Origin of the sequence: Flavobacterium sp. (assembly GCF_031537875.1) — a bacterium.
In the GTDB taxonomy this organism is placed as follows: domain Bacteria; phylum Bacteroidota; class Bacteroidia; order Flavobacteriales; family Flavobacteriaceae; genus Flavobacterium.
In genome coordinates, this window is record NZ_JAVKNB010000014.1 from 50,379 (window position 1) to 69,062 (window position 18,684).

Sequence of the window (18,684 nt, forward strand, 5' to 3'; positions counted from 1 at the left end):
GTCATTTAAATTTTAAAGTCTAGTACAACTTTAAAAAATTATTTAAAATTTAATACGTCTTTCATTGTAAAAATCCCTTGTTTACCAGCTAACCATTCGGCAGCAATTACAGCACCTAAAGCAAATCCCTCGCGATTGTGAGCGGTATGCTTGATTTCGATGCTATCCACTTCCGAATTGTAAGTTACCGTATGTGTGCCTGGAACATCTGCAATTCGTAAGGCTTCAATGTGAATTTCATTTTCGGTTGGCTTATTTAAAGTCCAATTGGTGTATTTGCTGTTTTCAATGACCCCTTTGGCTAATGAAATAGCCGTTCCACTTGGAGCGTCTAATTTTTGTGTATGATGAATTTCTTCCATATCCACTGAATAGGAGTTGTACGGAGCCATTATTTTGGCTAAATAATCGTTCAATTCAAAAAACAAATTAACTCCTAAACTAAAATTAGAACTAGAAATAAAGCCTCCCTTTTTTTCGTCACAAAGGGCAATCATTTCGTCATAATGATCTAACCAACCTGTTGTTCCAGAAACTACAGGTATATTAGCGTGAAAACAACTAGCAATATTATCTACAGCAGCAGATGGAACACTGAAATCAATGGCTACATCCGCATTGGAAAGTCCATCATACGAATTGAACTCGTCTTTTTTCAATACAATTTCGTGACCTCTTTCAAGGGCAATTCGTTCAATCACTTTACCCATTTTTCCGTATCCTAAAAGTGCAATTTTCATTTTTTCTGTATTTTTAAAAGTATATTTAGAAGCTAATCAATTCGTTCTAAAAATTATAATTAAGTGTTAGTCCAACGTTGGTCTTAAATGTTACAACATCGGGATATACATTCGGTCTTACCGACAAATTTTCGTTGACATTAAATTGTATTAAAGCGGCATCTACATTGGCATCGATAATGTTTAAAGCATAAAAACCAACCACAAAAAGCGCTGATAAATCGCGGTTGCGTTGGTAGAATTTTTGAGCGGTAATCAATCGGTTGGTGTCTAAATAGCTGAATTTATCATCGCTGTAGCCTTCCAGTCTGCGTTTGTATGCATCTCGGTATTCGTGGTATTTTGTGTTACTACTGATGTAAAAATAAAGACTAGTACCAATAGCGCCATATACCAAAGGAATTTTCCAGTATTTTTTATTGTAAGCCTGGCCTAAACCAGGTAAGACAGCCGAATAAAAAGCTGCTTTTGCAGGAGTTAAAGGGTCTATATTATTGGATTTCAAGCTATCTTTTGCTGTTCGGGTTGCGATAGGCTTCCCTTGTGCAAAAACGAAAGTGTTTCCCAAAAATAAAAAGAAAATAGCTATGAAAACAACTTTTTGCACTATCCTTTGATTAGTTTGATAATTCGGTTGAAGTCTTCTTCAGAGTGGAATGGAATCGTAATTTTTCCTTTACCATTTCCAGCAACTTTGATATCTACTTTTGCACCAAAATAGTCTGCAAATTTATTTTTTTCGCTTGGAGCTACTTCAAATGAAGCCGATTTAGCTTTAGTAGCTGCTTTAGGTTTCAAGCTCTCTTGGTAGTTTTTAACCAAGGCTTCAGTATTACGAACAGATAGATTTTGACTTACAATTTTTTGGTATATATCCGTTTGAACATCTAAGTCTTCAATGTTGATGATGGCACGACCGTGTCCCATACTAATGAAACCATCGCGAATTCCAGTTTGGATAATTGGGTCTAATTTCAATAGACGTAAGTAGTTGGCAATAGTAGAACGTTTTTTACCAACTCGCTCACTCATTTGTTCTTGGGTCAATTCGATTTCGTCCATCAATCGTTGGTAGGATAGTGCAATCTCAATTGGATCTAAGTCATGACGTTGGATATTTTCTACCAAGGCCATTACTAAAGATTCATTGTCGTTTGCAATACGGATGTAAGCAGGAACGGTTTTTAAACCCACCAAAGTAGAGGCACGTAAACGACGTTCCCCTGAAATTAATTGGTATTTATTGAAGTCTAATTTACGAACAGTAATGGGTTGAATCACTCCTAATTCCTTGATAGAAGTTGCTAATTCTTTTAGCGATTCTTCGTTGAAATTGCTACGAGGTTGAAACGGGTTGATTTCAATGGCATCAATTTCTAGCTCAATGATATTCCCAACCACCTTGTCGGCATTTTTATCATGTACTGATTTAATGTCGTTTTCTGGATCTTTCAACAAGGCTGATAGTCCTCTTCCTAGGGCTTGTTTTTTTATTGCTTTTGCCATACAATTAGTTGCTATTTTTTTGAATTACTTCTTGAGCTAAATGCAAGTAGTTGGTAGCCCCTTTACTTGTAGCGTCATAATTTATAATGCTTTCGCCAAAACTAGGCGCTTCGCTTAATTTGATATTTCGTTGGATAATGGTCTCAAATACCATATCGTTAAAATGTTTCTGCACTTCTTCTACCACTTGGTTTGATAAACGCAAACGAGAATCAAACATGGTCAATAATAATCCTTCTATGTCCAATTCTGGATTGTGTATTTTTTGAATACTTTTAATGGTATTCAATAATTTTCCTAAACCTTCCAATGCAAAATATTCACATTGGATTGGGATGATTACCGAGTCAGCAGCCGTTAGGGCATTTAAAGTCAATAATCCTAACGAAGGAGCGCAGTCGATAATGATAAAGTCATAATCCTCTTTTACACTTTGCAATGCTTGTTTCAGCATATATTCTCTATTTTCTTTGTCTACCAATTCGATTTCGATGGCAACTAAGTCAATATGGGCAGGGATTACATCGACATTCGGAGCCGAACAACTGATGATCGCTTCCTTTGGGGAATGGCTATGTTCTAAAATCTGGTAGGTACCAATTTCAACTGATTCCACATCGATTCCCAATCCCGAAGTTGCATTCGCTTGGGGGTCAGCGTCAATAAGTAGTACTTTTTTTTCTAAAACTCCTAAGGAAGCCGCCAGATTTACTGATGTTGTAGTTTTTCCAACTCCTCCTTTTTGATTGGCAATAGCAATGATTTTACCCATTTATTTTTTTAAATTTTGAATGGTAAAAATACAATTAATTCTCGTTTCTGAAAATCTATTTTGTTAACATTTGTTACGGCTTGATTTGTTGGTATTTGACAGCTTTTAAAAGTGGGTTTTAGATTCGTTTTTCAATTTTTGAAAAGAGGGAAAAGGAATGGATTTAAAATAAAAAATCCCTTTTGCAAAGCAAAAAGGATTTTTGTCGGGGTGGCAGGATTCGAACCTGCGGCCTCCTGCTCCCAAAGCAGGCGCGATAACCGGGCTACGCTACACCCCGTAACGCGAGTGCAAAGATAGAATTAATTTTTATTTTAGCAAGTCAAAAGTAAAAATAGGCAACGATTATTTTTAAATAACTAAAAATGATGTTTTTTCGTTTGCTATTTTTATTTAAAAACTACCTTTGTAACATCAAAAAAATACAAATAAGTACTACTATGTCAGATACAATCGAAAAAATTAAATGCCTTATCATAGGTTCTGGACCAGCAGGTTATACTGCGGCTATTTATGCGGCTAGAGCCAATATGAACCCTGTTTTATATCAAGGAATGCAACCTGGGGGACAATTGACCACTACCAATGAAGTAGAAAATTTCCCAGGGTATGTTGATGGAGTAACTGGGCCAGAGATGATGATACAATTGCAGGCACAAGCACAACGTTTTGGTGCTGATATTCGTGATGGATGGGCTACTAAAGTAGATTTTTCAGGACCAGTTCATAAAGTTTGGATTAATGATAGTATCGAATTGCATTGTGATACCGTAATTATTTCTACAGGTGCTTCGGCTAAATATTTAGGATTGCCTTCAGAACAACATTATTTAAAAATGGGTGGAGGTGTTTCGGCTTGTGCAGTGTGTGATGGATTTTTCTACAGAAATCAAGAGGTAGTGATTGTTGGAGCTGGGGATTCAGCTTGTGAAGAAGCGCATTACTTATCTAAATTGTGTAAAAAAGTAACAATGCTAGTGCGTAGTGAGAAATTTAGAGCTTCTAAAATTATGGAAGAACGTGTTCGTGCTACAGAAAATATTACGATTTTAATGAATCACGATACGGTAGAGGTATTGGGTGACGAACAAGTGGTGACAGGAGTGAAAGCAAAAAATAAATCGACAGATGAAATTTTTGAAATTCCAGCAACTGGTTTCTTTGTAGCGATTGGTCACCAACCGAATACGGCAATTTTTAAAGATTATATCACTTTGGACGAAACAGGTTATATTGTGAATACTCCAGGAACTTCAAAAACGAATGTAGCAGGAGTTTTTGTAGCAGGAGATGCTGCTGATCATGTGTACCGTCAAGCAATTACGGCTGCAGGAACAGGTTGTATGGCTGCATTGGATGCAGAACGTTATTTGGCTGCCAAAGGTCATTAATATCATTTACAGCGTATAAAAAAAAGTCCCAATATTGGGACTTTTTTTATTTTTTAGAAGAAAGCTTTTTAAGTAGTTTGGCTTCTCCTTCTAATTTGTTAATCTCTATTTTAGGTGTTCCAAACAGCGCAATTTCGGCTCTGTCTGTAGCACTAATTGCAATACTGTTTTCGGCTAATATGCTGCAATTAGCATTGCCCTCGATGGCTAAATTGCCATTTTTGATATTGAAATTTCGCGCGTTTAATTCAGCTGAATTGTCTAATCTTAAATTAGCATTAGTTGCATCTCCTTCTATAACCGCATTGGCTTTTTGGTACAAATCACATTTTAAATCCACACTGTTTATTAATGCTTTCAGTGTTGCATTTTTGCTTAGCTCAATAAAGCTATTTTCCCCTTTTAGATTGAGTTCTATCTTAGATTTATCATTGGATTGTAGAATGAAATTTTTTGAATTGACATTCAAGAACAGTTTCGATTTATCAAAAGTTTTAAAAGTAATGTTGTCCAGAATTATCTCCTGAATTGCATTGACGACTGATTCATCTTTAGTAGTTACCAAATTTAAATCATTGGTGTACGTAATTTTTACTGAAAGTTTTTTGAAACCTTGTGCTTCTTTGGAAGTAGAGATCATTAAAATCTCATCTTGTACTTCTAAGTTGATGATGTCGTGTAAATTATCATCCGCTTCAATTTTGATTTCGTTTTTGTCTCCTTTTTCTAAATTGATTTCCAAATTGTCTCCAATTTCGAGGGCATTGAACGATTTAATCTCTTTTTGAGAAGTTGTAACTACTTTAGAACCTTTTATTTTTTCCGCTTTTTGAGCCAATAGTATTGAAGTAGAAAAAATAAGTGTAATAATCGAAAGGTAGATTTTTGGTTTCATGGCAAGTAGGTTTTATACAAATATAAAAAAATCATTCACTTGTGATGAATGATTTTTCTTATTTTTAAACAGAACGATTTTAGTCTTGCTGAATACTTCCGCCTGAACTTGATTTTTGATTGATCGTCTTTGGAGCTGCATCATAATTAATTGATGCACCACTTGAAGCTTCGGCTTTCAAACTAAGAACGGGATGCACTTGAATATTGGCTCCGCTGGAAGCGTCAGCAATTACTTCATTGGCTAGCAAACGAAAACATTTAATACTACTTCCACTTGAGGCTTTAGTTTCTAATTTTAGGGCCAATCCTTTTAGTTTAATTCCGCCAGCACTACTTGAATTGCAAATCACATTATCCATTTCAATACTATTCAAATTGATATTGGCAGCGCTCGAAGTTTTAATATAGATTTGGCTTCCTTTTAGCAGAGATCGACTAGTGATGGTCGAGGCGCTAGACGCTTCTAAATTATCAACAATTGGCATTTTCACCAACACCTTTCTAGTACCATTATGGATGTTGGTATACGATTTATTTGCGATAATCAATTTCCCGTCTTTTACTTCGGTCACAATAGTATTTTGAAGATTATCATCGGCCTCTACAACTATTTCTGTTTTATCAGCTTGTTCGAGGGTTAATTCAATGGCGCTACTTACATCTATACCTGTAAAACTTCCTGTTACAGCTCTATTTTCAGTAGTGATAACACCACTCCCTTTGATGCTTTTGTAATCCAAATGACAGCCGCTAAAGAATAACGCTGTGAGTACTATGACAATAATTTTGGTAATCCAAGTGATAATTTTAATCATGACTTTATTTTTTTACAATTACACCTTCTTTATTTACGGTTAATCCTTTTTTACCAGATTGATTTACAGTAACGACTTCTCCATTTACCTTGACAGTTGTGGTAACAATTGTGTCATTTCCAGAAACGTCTTCTGTAATCCCAGTTTCAACATCGTCGTATTCGTTTTCATTTTCAGGACAATTCAAACACTTTACTTGTGTACTATTTACTTTGTAAATGTAATCATCAGAACTGAAATGAAGATTAAAAAATTCATTATCCGATTCGTCATAATGGGTTACAGAATCATCCGTTTTAAATAATGTCCCTTCTGGTAGATACAAGTAGATGGCAATTTCTTGATCACGGAATTTATCCGCTAAGTTAGTCAATAAATAATTGTCTAAAATCAATTGATTTCCTTCTAATTTATAACCAAATTGAATTTTTTCCGCTCGTTTTTTAGCTTCTTGAAACGACCTTCCTCTCGCTTTTCTTTCGATTTGAATGTAAGGCGCTTTTTCGTCTGTTTTTACAATTTCAAAACGAATATTGTTCGAATAGATCAGTTGGTTATTTGCTGCATCTTGCACTAATCTGAAATTGTCATTATCGTCAATGTCTTTGGTGTAGTAATCATTGAATCTAAACTTAATATGAAGCGTGTCGGTTGGTTTAAGATTCAACGTTTCCTTTTGTACTGATTTACCCTCGTAAGCGACTTCAGTTGCTTGTTGAATTCCAATTGAAATTAGAATTGCAATAGCAATAATCCATAAAGCTAGCAGGGTGTATTTAGCGATACTTCCAATGGATTTCATGCTTGGGGATAATAGTCTAAAGCCTAACAAAGTCAAGAAAAAGAATGGAATTCCTACTGCAAAAAACATGAGTAAACCGAAAGCCCAAATAGGATAATCAGTAAAATTACCTGCATTCACAAATTCTTGCCAAGGAAATTCTACAAACACACCTGTGCCTAAAGTGAAAATTCCAACAAATAAAAAGAACAATACAGTAAGTCCTGTGATGATGAGAATTACGCCTAAAAATTTCGCAAAAACCTTAAAGATATTTAAGATAATTTCGCTTAACGAATTACCAAATTTCTCTGCACCCGTTTTAATTTGGTTACCGTATTTATCGTAATCTACGTTTTTGATTTTCTCTGAAACAGAATCAAATTCTTCACGAACTTTTTTCTCAATACTTGAAATTGTTACTGGTTCGCCAGTCATTTCTAGTTTTTCTGAAGTAGTTACCGCTTCCGGAATAGCAATCCACAAAATGATGTACGCTAATGCTCCAGTTCCAAAACCAAAGAACAATAATAAAGAAACTACACGGATCCAAACAACGTCAATTCCAAAATAGTGGCTTAATCCCGCAGCAACACCACCGATCATTCCTTTGTCCTTATCGCGGTACAATTTTTTTGATTTTTTGTACGCTTGATATGCAGGTTCTCCTTTCGAATCGTCTTCAATAATATAATCTTCAGGTTGGCCCATTACAGCAATTACTTCGTCGATTTCTTTTAAACCAATTACATGTTTGTCTGAAATTAATTTTTCGCTAAGCAATTCCGAAATACGCATTTCAATGTCTTTAATAATTTCGTCTTGTCCAGATGAATTATTCAAAGAACGTTTGATCGCATCAAAATAGCGCGATAATTTTTGGTACGCATCTTCGTCAATATGGAATACAATTCCGCCTAAATTTATGGTTACAGTTTTATTCATGACTATTCGTTTTGATTGGTGATTAAGTTTACAGCATTCGATAATTCGGTCCAAGTGCCATTCAATTCGTTTAAGAAAGTTTGTCCCTCATCGGTCAAACCATAGTATTTTCTTGGAGGTCCAGAAGTCGATTCTTCCCAGCGATAGTCTAATAAGCCATCGTTTTTCAAGCGAGTCAAAAGCGGGTAAATCGTTCCCTCTACGACCAATAATTTAGCATTTTTTAAAGTGTCTAAAATCTCTGAAGTGTACGCATATTTCTCTTTCAAAACCGAGAGAATGCAAAACTCGAGAACACCTTTACGCATCTGGGCTTTTGTGTTTTCTATATTCATAATTTTTTTAATTTTTTATTTGAAGCTAATCCCGCTTTCCATTGCAATCTTTTTATTTTGCTCCGCTCCATAAAAAGGATTTTCATTATAATCGGGGCTAGGGGATTTCGTTATTTTAAGAATTTTATAGTTAAAGGATACTTGTATTGTTCTCCGTTAGCCGTTTTGACCGAAGCTTGAATAATCAAGAAAAATTCGGTAATTTTTATTACAGCAAGCATAAAAAGAGCTATGCAGCCTGTGCTAATTAATCCAATATTTTCTCCAAAATTGAATTCGTTACTAGTAAAATGATGGTGTTGTGTTAATTCATACAAAGGAATTTGTTTCAGAAAAGTAATTATGAAAACTGGTACGATGATAGCTCCCAAAATCAATGAGTACAATAAGATACTCAGTTGAAAATTGATACATTGTTTTCCATTGTAATCCACAAAAGCAGATTCATTTTTTTTGGAACTCCAAATAATAATTGGAATCACAAAATTTCCTAAAGGCAAACAATACTGACTTAAAGCACTTAGATGTGTAAAAGCGGCCCATTTTTTTTCTGAATTTGTTAGCATAGTAAAAGTATATAGTAATTTCTTATGCAAATATATATCTAAAAGACAGTATCTTGTTTTACATAGTAGTAAATATTAACATAATATTAACATTTTAAAATATAGGTAATAAATTTAAAATATTGACTATCATTATTTTAACTATATTTTTTCTTGAAACTAACTTATTGAATTCAATTTGCTATTTTTACTAAAAATTAGCCATTATGATTATTACTGCTTCAAAACTAAATCAATTTTTACTATTCAAATTACCCTCTGCATTTATTTGTGGGGTTAGGGTAAAAACTATTGATGCTAATCAATGTGTAGTTTCGGTAAAGCACCGTTGGATTAATCAAAATCCATTTCAGTCGATGTATTTTGCTGTTCAAGCCATGGGAGCTGAATTGAGTACAGGAGCTTTAGTCATGTATCATATTCAAAAAAGTGGAAAGAAGATATCGATGCTGGTGGCTAATAATAAAGGTAATTTTACTAAAAAAGCTACTGGTCGCATCACGTTTACCTGTAATGACGGACATTTAATTGAAGAAGCAATTCAAAAAACTATTGCTACAGGAGAAGGACAAACCTTTTGGATGAAGTCCATAGGGATGAATGAACAAGGTGTTCAAGTTTCTGAAATGGATTTTGAATGGAGTGTGCGTGTTAAATAACAAAAGCCTCTAAAAGAGGCTTTTGTTATTGTAAAATGTAAGATGAATTATGCTTTAGCACAACATTTTTTACCAGATGCTTTTTCCATTTTAGCATCACATTTTTTGCCTTCTGCTTTGCATTTGGCTTTACATTTAGCTACTTCATCAGCACTCATTTTTTTGTCATGCTTCATGGTTACGCTCATTTCTTTTTTCTCTTGTTTTGTTTCTTGCGCATTCATGCTTACAGTAAACAAAGCCAAGGCTACAATTGCAACTACCTTTTTCATAATTTTATTTTTTATCGGTTTGATTTTTAATTTTTCAATCTCACACAAATATAAAATAATTTTCAAGATTGATTTTTAAAATAAAGTTAATGTTTGCTTAAATGATTTATTGATTATAATACTTCTTTCTCCACCAAAACGCCACATTTACTAAAGTAATCAAAGCAGGGACTTCTACTAATGGGCCAATCACTCCTGCAAAAGCTTGTCCGCTATTGATACCAAAAACACCAATGGAAACAGCGATAGCTAATTCGAAATTATTCCCAGAGGCGGTAAAGGATAAGGCTACCGCATCGCGATAATTAGCGCCGATTTTTTTGCTTACAAAAAACATTAAGGTAAACATAATGGCAAAGAAAATAACCAGGGGTAAAGCAATGCGGAGTACATCTAGGGGTAAATTAACAATCATTTCGCCTTTCAAACTGAACATCACCACTATGGTAAACAATAAAGCAATTAGTGTAATAGGTGAAACAAACGGAATAAATTTTTGATTGAACCATTTGTCTCCAATGAATTTTTTGATAGCATAACGACTTGACACAGCTAATGCAAACGGAATACCTAAATAGATGCCAACCGTTTGAGCAATCTCGGCAATAGTAATGTTCAATGCTAAACCTTTGATACCAAATAGCGGTAACATAATTTCAAGATAAAAATAAGCGTACAAACTAAAGAAGAAAACCTGTATCAAACTGTTGATGCCTATTAATCCTGCGGTGAGTTCTCGGTTGCCTTCAGCGAGTTCGTTCCATACAATCACCATCGCAATACAAGGCGCTAATCCAATAATGATTAAGCCCGTCATGTATTCTGGAAAGTCCTGTAAGAATAAGATAGCCAAAGAAAACATCAAAAAAGGCCCTACAATCCAAGTAATGAAAAAGGAAGCGGTGAGCAATTTAGGTTTTTCAAACATTTTTGGCACTTGCGAAAAATCAATTTTTGTCAAAGGCGGATACATCATTAAAATCAATCCAATAGCTAACGGAATATTGGTTGTTCCTGATGAAAACGAATTGATAAAATCAGCAGTATTGGGAATAGAATAGCCAATAGATACACCAACTAGCATGGCGAGAACTATCCATAGTGTTAAAAATCGGTCTAAAAATCCTAGTTTTTTTTTCATTGTTGAACCATTAAGAAATTAAGATACATTCAGTATTGAAATTGGTGTGTGGTGTAATTATTAGTTATTTATTTTCGAAAAAACATAATACATTTCCGAAGCGATTTCCAAGCTTCGTTCAGCGTATTTTGCGTCCATTAATTCTGTTCCATCAAATGCTTTTGGATCATCGTAGCGAATAGGGAAGCGTTTCTCAGCTCCCGCAATGAACGGACAACCCGCATCGGCTGACGAACAGGTCATAATAGCTGCAAACTCACTATTGGGATTGAAAGCATCGTCAAATGTTTTGGAAAAACAGAGGATAGCAGCTTCGTTTGTATCGAATTTTACGGTATATACGGGATTAGACGTATTACTTAATTGTTGGATTTGAAATCCTTGATTAGTTAATGTTTCGGCCACTTTAGGGAACATAGCGGTAGCCTCGGTACCACCCGAATAGCAAAATACATTCTTGATATTGAAATGAAATGCCATCGTTTGCGCCCAAATTTGGGATAAATGGCTGCGACGTGAATTGTGAGTACAAATAAAGTTCAATCGAATTTCTTCGTTTGCATTGACCTTATTTTGAATGTAATCTACTAGTGGTTTCAAAACTTCTTTTCGTTCTTCAGAAATTGTAGTTTTCGAAATGCTTTCGATAGTTGTGTTCAGTTTTTGATGCATTTTGTATTCATTTTAATTTAACAACAGCCTGAATCAGGTGTGCAACATGTGTTAGCTTTTGCTTTCCATTGTCCAACAGGGGGTATTTTATTTTCTGAAATGCCACAATGATCGGGAGCTAAACAGTTGGTTATTTTGGAAGTCAATTGAAAATGTGTGCCGTCAAATTCCAAACCAAATTTTCCAATACTGTCTTTCATTTGGTATTCCACTTCGATTTCTAAATCGGTGATGCCTAATTTTTGTTCCGACAATTCGATAATATCCAATAGTTTTTCGGGATGCAAACGGTGGTCGTAATCTTGCGCTTCCCATAATTGGAAATTCACCACTTCTTCATTTCTGATTGTACCACCACAATCGATAAAATGCTTGGTAATTTTGCCCACTTCAGTCACGTGAAAGTGAGGAGCAACTAATTCGCCATTTGGCAACTGGAATGCAATGCTACTTATTTTTTTCAATTCGGATTTAATTGCTGATAGTGTCATGATTTTCTATTTTTTAGTTAACAACATTCTTTACTAGTAAGGTACGTATTAATAGGTTCAAAAAAGCCTTTCAATTTGTTAAAACCTTCTTCGTTAATACAATAACATATCGAAGTTCCCTCTATATTTCCTTTGATTAAACCAGCATTTTTTAATTCTTTTAAATGTTGTGAAACGGTGGGCTGTGCTAAGGGCAATTCGTTTACAATATCCCCGCAAATGCATGAGTCGGTTTTTAATAAGTATTCAATTATAGCAATTCGTGCAGGATGACCAATGGCCTTAGCAAGAATGGCTAATTCATTTTGTTGTGTTGTAAAACTTTCTGTTTTTGTAATTCCCATGAGTAATATTTGTATATTGTAATATTACGATATTTAAAAATATAAAAATATATTTTTTAAAATAGTTATTGTTTTAGGTATTCGGGGATTGAATTAAGCCTACTTCAATTTGACAATTTCTACTTTTCGAAAGTCAATAGGAAAGCCTTCGTATTGCAATAAAACGCGACCCTTAGTTACAGACGAATTAATGCCTTCGTTAACTAGTTTCCCATTTAATTCTTGAGTAATTGTCCCGTTGTTAGAAGTGATTACTAGTGTATTCCACTCGTTGATTGGATTTTCGGCTTCTTGGAAACGCTTGGCTACGACACTTTTTCCAGGTTGGGTTTGAATTCCATTAATAGTTAATGTAACTTCTTGAAGCAGCACAAAATCTCCAGTTGCTCCACCTTCTTTAATTTGAAATTGAATACCCTTTGGCCATAATTCATCAGGGGTATCTTTAGGTACAAGGTACATGACTCCACTGTTTCGGCTGTTGTTTTTCTTGACAAATGTAGTGTCGGTATTCCATTTGAAATCGACTGTCAATTTGAAATCTCGGAATGACTTTTTTGACATTAAATACCCTGCTTTCTTTCCATAACAACGAATCATTTTGTTATCTACTGCAAATAGGTCTAATCCTTCTTTGTGTTTTCCTGTTTCTGGCTCAAAGGCATACCATCCTTTTAAATCATTTTGATTAAAAAGTGATATTGTCTTTTGTGCCATTGAACTTGTTGTACCTAATAGTAAGAATATAAGCGATAAAAAATAGATAGGTTTCATTAATATGTTTTTATGGGTGTTACAATAAAAATCTATTAAAAAACCCCTAACACATTCGTATTAGGGGTTTTACATTTTGTAGCGAAGACGGGAGTTGAACCCGTGACCTCAGGGTTATGAATCCTGCGCTCTAACCAACTGAGCTACCTCGCCATTTGTATAGGTCATGCATCTCTCAATGCGGGTGCAAATATAGAAATAATAATAATGTTTGCAAGCATAAAATGAGAAAAAAAATATTTTTGAAAACACTTTTTTTTTGAGTTTATATTCTATATATTTCACAAAAAATTAAATAGCATTCATGGATCCAAAAGTACGTTACGAGATAGAGTTCCCCATCACTTCTTCCCCTCAATTATTGTATCAATACATTTCAACTCCTTCGGGTTTATCGGAGTGGTTTGCGGATAACGTAAACTCTCGCGGTGAGTTCTTTACGTTCATTTGGAATGATTCACAAGAAAAAGCAAGATTAGCTTCTAAGAAATCAGGTGAGAAAGTAAAGTTTAAATGGGTTGACGATAACGGGAAAGATACAGAGTACTTTTTTGAATTGCATATTTTGGAAGATGAGATTACTAAAGACGTTTCTTTACTGGTAATTGATTTTGCTCCAAAAGACGAGTTAGACGAAGCTAAACAGTTGTGGGAAAATCAAATTTCAGATTTGAAACATCTTATCGGTTCTGTATAAAAAATATATTTTATAGACTATATTTGCCCTGAACAAAATTCAGGGCTTTTTTATGATTAATTTTAACAGAGACAGTAGCACAGCAGAAAATATATTAACACAAAATCGTGCCTTTTTATATGGTGATGCGGTTTTTGAAACCTTAAAAATTGTACAAGGTAAAGTACTATTTTTAGAGGATCACTATTTTAGATTGATGGCTTCTATGCGAATTCTTAGAATGGAAATTCCAATGAATTTTACTATGGAATATTTTGAGGAGCAACTACTCTCTGTAGTCAAGTCAAATGGATTGGAAGATGCTGCTCGTGCTAGAATTACCATTTATCGTAATGATGGAGGGTATTATTTGCCTACTACCAATACGATTTCTTTTTTAATTCATACTAGTTCGTTAGATAATCAAGCCTATGTATGGGAAGAAAAAACTTGTGAAGTCGATTTGTACAAAGATTTTTATATCAGTAAACAATTAATTTCGACTTTAAAAACTACCAATAAAGTGATTCATGTTACCGCCAGTATTTATGCTGATGAAAATGGATTTGACAATTGTATTTTACTGAATGATAGTAAAAATGTGGTTGAGGTATTACAAGGAAATTTGTTTATGCTCCAAGGGAATAAATTGATTACTCCACCAGTTGCTGAAGGCTGTATTAATGGAATTATGAGAAAGCAAGTATTGGCGTTGGCAAAAAAAGTAGAGGGACTTGAGGTGGTCGAAGAAGTAATATCGCCTTTTGACCTTCAAAAAGCAGACGAGTTATTTTTTACCAATGTGATCAAAGGAATTCAGTCAATTACCAAGTACAGAAAAAAAGAATTTGCTACGACAATGGCTAATTTGTTGGTGCAAAAGTTGAACGAATCAATTCAAAACTAATTCATATAGGGGTTTTCGGGAGCATTAGACCAAATGAGATAATCGCCTCCTAATTCAATTATTTTTTCTTTCCAAAAATGGATTGTCGATTTACCGATGATTTTATTTTCATAGCTATTGGGTGTCACAATCCAAGAGTTTTGTTCCATTTCTGATTCCAATTGATCTTCATCCCAACCGGTATACCCTAGAAAAAAGCGAATATTATTTTTGGTAATTTTTCTTTCGTTGATTAATTCTTTTACCGAATCAAAGCAGCCGCCCCAAAAAATCCCATTAGATATCTCGACACTATTAGGAATTAGTTCTGGTACATTGTGAATGAAATATAAATTATCTTGTTCAACAGGACCACCGTTATAGACTTTGAATGAAGCTTTAATGTCGGGAATTAAATCGTTTATTGAATACTTGAGTGGTTTGTTGATGATGAATCCTACAGAGCCTTCTTGATTGTGGACGGTCAATAAAATTACAGACCTATCAAATGAGGCGTCGCCAATTATATAAGGATCGGCTATAAGAAGTTGTCCTTTTTTTAATTTTGCTGAAATCATGGCTTCAATTTTTATTAAAATTAACAATAAAAATCGTATGTGGTGAAAATATATCGATAAAAGGCATAAAAAAACCTTCCAAAAGGAAGGTTTTTGTTATATCAGGAAAACTTTAATTAGTTTACAGCTCCTTCTAATTCAGCACCAGCTTTGAATTTTACTACATTTTTAGCAGCGATTTTGATAGTTTTTCCTGTTTGTGGATTTCTACCATCTCTTGCAGCTCTTTTAGATACTGACCAAGATCCGAAACCTACTAAAGATACTCTTCCACCTTTTTTCAAAGTACCACCTACATTTCCTAAAAATGATTCTAAAGCTAATTTAGCAGCTGCTTTAGTAATTCCTGCGTCAGCAGCGATAGCGTCGATTAATTCTGATTTGTTCATAATAATTAGTTATTAATTGTTGGTTAAAAAAAAATTGTTAAACAAATTTAGCAGGAAATCCTTTCTGTGCAAGGGAAAAATACATTTTAGGGCTATTTTGTTAATAACTTAAGATTTTTGTTCATAAAGCAATGCTTTTTTCAGCCGAAAACGTAATAAATACTCACTTTTCCGAGTGTTAATAGGCTTTTGCATTTTCAGTAAACTGGATTCCATTTAATAATTCGGCAGTAGTCATCTTCTTTTTTCCAGGAAATTGTAAACTTAGAACCTGTATGAAACCATCTTGAACCGCAATCTTCATTTCTTTTTTGGTACAAACCAATTGACCAATAGCCAAAGAATGCGATTCATTAAGAATATTTGCCTCGTATATTTTAATGTTCCATTCTTCTCCTTTGTCGCTAAAGAAACACCAAGCTGCAGGATAAGGGCTTAAACCTCTTATTAGGTTATGAATTTCTGATACTGATTTTGTCCAGTCTATTTTGCAGTTTTCTTTATTGAGTTTGTATGCTGTTTTAATGTCTGCCGTATCTTGTTGAATGTTTGTCGTGACATTTCCTTTTTCAAGTAATGCTAAAGTTTGAATTACGGTTTCGCTACCGAGTTGCATTAATCGGTCATGCAATTGTCCAGCTGATTCACTTTTGCTAATAGCTGTTTCGACATTCAATATCATAGCTCCGGTATCAATTTTATCATCGATAAAAAAGGTAGTAACCCCTGTTTTGGCTTCGCCATTGATAATTGCCCAGTTGATAGGTGCTGCTCCACGATAGTTAGGTAGGAGCGAAGCATGAAGGTTGAAGGTACCCAATGACGGCATTTCCCACACTACTTTAGGTAACATTCTAAAAGCAACTACAATTTGTAGGTTAGCATTTAGGGCTTTTAACTCTTCTAAAAAACTCTCGTCTTTTAGGTTTATAGGCTGCAACAAAGGAAGCTCGTGTGTCAAAGCGTATTCTTTTACGGCTGAATATTTTATTTTTTGACCACGTCCCGCGGGTTTGTCTGCTGCGGTAATTACTCCGACAACTTCGTAATTGTGTTGTAAAATCGTGTCTAAAATGCCAACGGCAAATTCAGGAGTTCCCATAAAGACGATTCGTAATTTTTCCATTAGTGTTGAATTGTATATTTGTTATTCGCTTTGATGGCGATACGTTCTTGTTGTAATAAATCTTGAAGCAGTTCGATAACAGTAGCGGAATCAGATTGCGTTCGTTCTTGAATTTCTCTCGAATTTAATTCTTCGGTTTCCAATAATTGAAGAATTGCATCCGAAAGCGACTGAGTGTTACTCGGTACTTTCTTTTTGGTAATGCAATAGGAACAAATTCCGCAATCTTCTTTTGTTTTTTCGCCAAAGTAAGCTAGAATCAATCGATTCTTACAGTTTTGTTTGTCATTACTATAATGTAGTACCGACTGTAATTGCTCTTTTTTAAGTTGATTTTGTCTTTCTAAATATTTTGCTACTCGATTAATGGTACGTTCGTCTTCGCGAATTTCGTTAAAGATTAAAGAGGCATCATTATTTTTTGCGTGGTAATCAATAATGTCTTTTTCTTTTAATTTGTGTAAAACAGCTTGTACTTCATTTACCTTGTGATTTGATTTCTTTGCAATAAAGTCCAAGTTAAAAGCAGTTTGCATATCATAAATACCTGGATACGCTCTTAAAATAGTGAGAATAATTTCCTCGTCATTTGGATTTAAACTAATGTAGCGAATAACTTCTTTCGAAGGAATCAAAAATTGCATGCTGATTTTCTCTGAAAATTCTTGTGACAAACTAATGATGCCTTGTCGGTCTAAAAACTGAATAGCATTATATGTTTTTAAAGTAGGAAAATTGTATTTCAAACAAAAATGATTCAGGTTGAATGAGAATTGTTCGTTGATACCCTCGCCGTAGGCAATTTGGAAATAGTTACACAATTTAATGTACACCGAATTTAAAAAAGGCTTGTCGGGTAAATTCAATAGAAACTGATTTTCGGCTTGAAGTGTGTCTGAAGGACTAGTCAATAAGACAGCAAATGCTTTTTCTCCATTACGACCCGCACGACCTGATTCTTGGTAATAATTTTCGATATTATCAGGTAGCTGAATATGAATTACCGTTTTGACGTTAGCTTTGTCAATTCCCATTCCAAATGCATTAGTAGCGACCATCACTTGAGCTTCTTCTTGCATCCACAGCGCCATATTTTTGTCTTTTTCTTTTGGCGAAAGCCCACCGTGATAAAAGGTAGCTTTGAATCCTAAAGATTGCAGTTGGTTAGCAATGTCAATGCAGGAACGTCTGTTGCGAACGTAGATAATAGAAGGTTGCGGATTCTTTTTGAGGATTTGCTCTATTTTGTATAGTTTATCTTCAGCTTCAATTACCATATATGCAATGTTGTCTCTTGCAAATGATTTTTGAAATAGTTGCGGATTTTGCAATCCTGTTTCGGTGATAATATCTTCTTTAACTCTTGGGGTAGCTGTAGCAGTTAAGGTTAAAAAAGGCACTTTTTGGAAGTGCTTTTTTAAATCGGAAATTTTTAAATAGGCAGGTCTAAAATCGTGTCCCCATTGCGAAACACAATGTGCTTCATCAATGGCGATAAGATGGATTGGGAGATTCTTGATTCGGTCTAAAATCCAATCTGATTGTAAGCGCTCTGGCGACAAATAAAGAAATTTATAATTCCCAAACTGGCAATTGTCTAACAAATCAATCATTTCTTCAGAACGAATTCCGCCAGTCAAGGCAATCGCTTTGATATCTCGTGCTTGTAAGTTAGCCACTTGGTCTTTCATTAAAGCGACCAAAGGAGAAATGACCAAACAAATCCCTTCTTTCATCATGGCGGGTACCTGAAAACAAATCGATTTTCCACCGCCTGTTGGCAAAATAGCCAAAGTATCCTTGCCGCTAACAACTGAATCAATGATTTCGTTTTGTAGCGATCGAAACTGATCGTGTTTCCAATATTTCTGAAGAATAGCTAGTGCTGTTTGCATCGATTTCAGTGCGCTACGTTGGGTTGTTCAATA

General features: G+C 34.6%; 23 protein-coding genes and 2 tRNA genes. 4 read left to right on the forward strand and 21 right to left on the reverse strand.

From position 1 onward, the window contains the following. Positions 1-38: 38 nt before the first annotated feature. The 5 genes from dapB to RMR09_RS09445 form a co-directional block, all read right to left on the reverse strand. Positions 39-740 carry a 4-hydroxy-tetrahydrodipicolinate reductase gene (gene dapB, locus RMR09_RS09425; RefSeq protein ID WP_310595549.1) on the reverse strand — a complete coding sequence of 234 codons (702 nt, stop codon included), beginning with the start codon at positions 738-740 and terminating at the stop codon, positions 39-41. Positions 741-786: 46 nt separating this feature from the next. Then, complete coding sequence (locus RMR09_RS09430) at positions 787-1,347, reverse strand: DUF5683 domain-containing protein (RefSeq protein ID WP_310595550.1); 561 nt, start codon at positions 1,345-1,347, stop codon at positions 787-789. Further along, complete coding sequence (locus RMR09_RS09435) at positions 1,347-2,246, reverse strand: ParB/RepB/Spo0J family partition protein (RefSeq protein WP_310595551.1); 900 nt, start codon at positions 2,244-2,246, stop codon at positions 1,347-1,349. The genes RMR09_RS09430 and RMR09_RS09435 overlap by 1 nt, the downstream gene beginning before the upstream one ends. A 4-nt stretch (positions 2,247-2,250) precedes the next feature. After that, positions 2,251-3,018, reverse strand: a complete 768-nt coding sequence (locus RMR09_RS09440) for an AAA family ATPase (protein WP_310595552.1) — start codon at positions 3,016-3,018, stop codon at positions 2,251-2,253. A gap of 205 nt (positions 3,019-3,223) precedes the next feature. Continuing rightward, a tRNA-Pro gene (locus RMR09_RS09445) sits at positions 3,224-3,298 on the reverse strand. Between the two features lie 160 nt (positions 3,299-3,458). On the opposite strand from RMR09_RS09445, the gene trxB reads away from it, so the two are divergent. After that, entirely contained in the window at positions 3,459-4,409 is a 951-nt protein-coding gene (trxB, locus tag RMR09_RS09450; RefSeq protein ID WP_310595553.1) for a thioredoxin-disulfide reductase, read from the forward strand. Between the two features lie 46 nt (positions 4,410-4,455). On the opposite strand, the gene RMR09_RS09455 is transcribed toward trxB, so the two are convergent. From RMR09_RS09455 to RMR09_RS09475, 5 genes are all read right to left on the reverse strand, one after another. Next, the gene (locus tag RMR09_RS09455) at positions 4,456-5,304 is read right to left on the reverse strand and encodes a GIN domain-containing protein (RefSeq protein ID WP_310595554.1); all 849 of its coding nucleotides are present in this window, start codon (positions 5,302-5,304) and stop codon (positions 4,456-4,458) included. 79 nt (positions 5,305-5,383) lie between these two features. Beyond that, a complete protein-coding gene (locus RMR09_RS09460; protein WP_310595555.1) occupies positions 5,384-6,121 on the reverse strand; it encodes a head GIN domain-containing protein in 738 nt (245 codons plus the stop codon). A gap of 4 nt (positions 6,122-6,125) precedes the next feature. Beyond that, positions 6,126-7,847, reverse strand: coding sequence for a PspC domain-containing protein (locus tag RMR09_RS09465; protein WP_310595556.1), 1,722 nt, complete (start codon positions 7,845-7,847; stop codon positions 6,126-6,128). 2 nt (positions 7,848-7,849) lie between these two features. Continuing rightward, complete coding sequence (locus RMR09_RS09470) at positions 7,850-8,182, reverse strand: PadR family transcriptional regulator (protein WP_310595557.1); 333 nt, start codon at positions 8,180-8,182, stop codon at positions 7,850-7,852. A gap of 110 nt (positions 8,183-8,292) precedes the next feature. Beyond that, complete coding sequence (locus tag RMR09_RS09475) at positions 8,293-8,748, reverse strand: DUF4870 domain-containing protein (RefSeq protein WP_310595558.1); 456 nt, start codon at positions 8,746-8,748, stop codon at positions 8,293-8,295. A 206-nt stretch (positions 8,749-8,954) separates the two neighbouring features. Between RMR09_RS09475 and RMR09_RS09480 the strand changes: the two genes are divergently transcribed. Then, on the forward strand, positions 8,955-9,407 hold the full coding sequence (locus tag RMR09_RS09480; protein ID WP_310595559.1) for a DUF4442 domain-containing protein: 453 nt from the start codon (positions 8,955-8,957) through the stop codon (positions 9,405-9,407). Positions 9,408-9,454: 47 nt separating this feature from the next. Here the strand turns inward: RMR09_RS09480 and RMR09_RS09485 are convergent, their stop codons facing one another. The 7 genes from RMR09_RS09485 to RMR09_RS09515 all read right to left on the reverse strand — a co-directional run bounded on the left by RMR09_RS09485 (position 9,455) and on the right by RMR09_RS09515 (position 13,254). After that, entirely contained in the window at positions 9,455-9,679 is a 225-nt protein-coding gene (locus tag RMR09_RS09485) for a hypothetical protein (protein WP_310595560.1), read from the reverse strand. A 106-nt stretch (positions 9,680-9,785) separates the two neighbouring features. Continuing rightward, a complete protein-coding gene (arsB, locus tag RMR09_RS09490; protein ID WP_310595561.1) occupies positions 9,786-10,820 on the reverse strand; it encodes an ACR3 family arsenite efflux transporter in 1,035 nt (344 codons plus the stop codon). Positions 10,821-10,880: 60 nt separating this feature from the next. Next, on the reverse strand, positions 10,881-11,492 hold the full coding sequence (locus RMR09_RS09495) for a protein-tyrosine-phosphatase (protein ID WP_310595562.1): 612 nt from the start codon (positions 11,490-11,492) through the stop codon (positions 10,881-10,883). 17 nt (positions 11,493-11,509) lie between these two features. After that, positions 11,510-11,983, reverse strand: a complete 474-nt coding sequence (locus tag RMR09_RS09500; RefSeq protein WP_310595563.1) for a DUF6428 family protein — start codon at positions 11,981-11,983, stop codon at positions 11,510-11,512. A gap of 17 nt (positions 11,984-12,000) precedes the next feature. Beyond that, positions 12,001-12,327 (reverse strand): metalloregulator ArsR/SmtB family transcription factor, encoded by a 327-nt coding sequence (locus RMR09_RS09505; RefSeq protein WP_310595564.1) that lies wholly within the window; start codon positions 12,325-12,327, stop codon positions 12,001-12,003. A gap of 99 nt (positions 12,328-12,426) precedes the next feature. Continuing rightward, entirely contained in the window at positions 12,427-13,101 is a 675-nt protein-coding gene (locus RMR09_RS09510) for a DUF1080 domain-containing protein (RefSeq protein ID WP_310595565.1), read from the reverse strand. Positions 13,102-13,180: 79 nt separating this feature from the next. Then, a tRNA-Met gene (locus RMR09_RS09515) sits at positions 13,181-13,254 on the reverse strand. Between the two features lie 151 nt (positions 13,255-13,405). Here RMR09_RS09515 and RMR09_RS09520 point away from each other — a divergent pair. Continuing rightward, positions 13,406-13,798 (forward strand): START-like domain-containing protein, encoded by a 393-nt coding sequence (locus tag RMR09_RS09520; RefSeq protein WP_310595566.1) that lies wholly within the window; start codon positions 13,406-13,408, stop codon positions 13,796-13,798. Between the two features lie 52 nt (positions 13,799-13,850). Beyond that, the gene (locus tag RMR09_RS09525; RefSeq protein WP_310595567.1) at positions 13,851-14,684 is read left to right on the forward strand and encodes an aminotransferase class IV; all 834 of its coding nucleotides are present in this window, start codon (positions 13,851-13,853) and stop codon (positions 14,682-14,684) included. Here RMR09_RS09525 and RMR09_RS09530 read toward each other — a convergent pair. The 4 genes from RMR09_RS09530 to RMR09_RS09545 all read right to left on the reverse strand — a co-directional run bounded on the left by RMR09_RS09530 (position 14,681) and on the right by RMR09_RS09545 (position 18,651). After that, complete coding sequence (locus RMR09_RS09530) at positions 14,681-15,241, reverse strand: YqgE/AlgH family protein (protein WP_310595568.1); 561 nt, start codon at positions 15,239-15,241, stop codon at positions 14,681-14,683. The two genes, RMR09_RS09525 and RMR09_RS09530, sit on opposite strands and share 4 nt — an antisense overlap. A gap of 116 nt (positions 15,242-15,357) precedes the next feature. Further along, entirely contained in the window at positions 15,358-15,630 is a 273-nt protein-coding gene (locus RMR09_RS09535) for an HU family DNA-binding protein (protein ID WP_264532738.1), read from the reverse strand. A 178-nt stretch (positions 15,631-15,808) separates the two neighbouring features. Next, positions 15,809-16,756 carry a methionyl-tRNA formyltransferase gene (gene fmt / locus RMR09_RS09540; protein WP_310595569.1) on the reverse strand — a complete coding sequence of 316 codons (948 nt, stop codon included), beginning with the start codon at positions 16,754-16,756 and terminating at the stop codon, positions 15,809-15,811. Further along, complete coding sequence (locus tag RMR09_RS09545) at positions 16,756-18,651, reverse strand: ATP-dependent DNA helicase RecQ (RefSeq protein ID WP_310595570.1); 1,896 nt, start codon at positions 18,649-18,651, stop codon at positions 16,756-16,758. Before RMR09_RS09545 ends, fmt begins: the two co-directional genes overlap by 1 nt. Between the last annotated feature and the right edge of the window lie 33 nt (positions 18,652-18,684).